Origin of the sequence: Burkholderia sp. DN3021 (assembly GCF_049805555.1) — a bacterium.
Taxonomy (GTDB): domain Bacteria; phylum Pseudomonadota; class Gammaproteobacteria; order Burkholderiales; family Burkholderiaceae; genus Burkholderia; species Burkholderia pyrrocinia_C.
This window is the reverse complement of sequence record NZ_JBNCAB010000247.1, coordinates 1-915: the sequence shown is the minus strand read 5'-3', so window position 1 is coordinate 915 and position 915 is coordinate 1. Positions and strand designations below refer to the sequence as shown.

Below are 915 nucleotides of genomic sequence, written 5' to 3'. Positions count from 1 at the left end.
GGTGAAGCCAAGACCGATGCCCGCGACGCCGCGATCATTGCCGAAGCCGCTCGCTCGATGCCGCATACGCTGCGCTCGCTTCGATTGGCCGACGAGCAGCTCGCCGAGCTCTCCATGCTGTGCGGCTTCGATGATGATCTCGCCGCTCAGGTCACTCAAACCAGCAACCGCATTCGCGGTCTGCTCACCCAGATCCATCCGGCGCTCGAGCGCGTTCTCGGACCGCGCCTCGACCATCCGGCGGTGCTCGATCTGCTTGAGCGCTATCCGGCGCCCGCCGCGCTTGCCGCAACCAGCGAGAAGACGCTCGTCAACCGCCTGACCAAGCTCGCGCCCCGCATGGGCAAAAGCTTGGCGGCTGAGATCGTTCAGGCTCTGAACGAACAAGCCGTGATCGTGCCCGGAACGCAAGCTGCCACCATCGTCATGCCTCGTTTGGCCCAGCAGCTTGCGGCTTTGCGTAAGCAGCGCGACGAGGTCGCTGCCGAAGTGGAGCGACTGGTGCTTGCTCACCCTCTTTGGCCGGTCCTGACCAGCATGCCTGGAGTCGGCGTCAGGACCGCCGCCAGACTCCTGACCGAAGTCGCCCACAAGGCCTTCGCTTCGGCTGCACACTTGGCGGCCTACGCCGGCCTTGCTCCGGTCACCCGGCGCTCAGGCTCGTCTATCCGAGGCGAACATCCATCCAGACGCGGCAACAAGGTGCTCAAGCGCGCCTTGTTTCTATCAACCTTCGCGGCTTTGCGAGACCCCGTCTCGCGAGCCTATTACGCACGCAAGATCCAACAGGGCAAGCGTCACAACCAAGCGCTCATCGCGCTGGCACGGCGACGCTGCGACGTCCTGTTCGCCATGCTGCGCGACGGCACCATTTACCAACCCAAGTCAGCCCCTAACGCTTGACGAAAGACATAG

Annotated in this window: 1 protein-coding gene; it reads left to right on the top strand. The window is 64.0% G+C overall.

The genetic code is table 11. The annotated features are described in order from the left end of the window. Positions 1 to 903, top strand: a 903-nt coding sequence (locus ACPUER_RS36890; RefSeq protein ID WP_425133596.1) for an IS110 family transposase, incomplete at its 5' end; no start/stop codon positions are given. Positions 904 to 915: the final 12 nt, after the last annotated feature.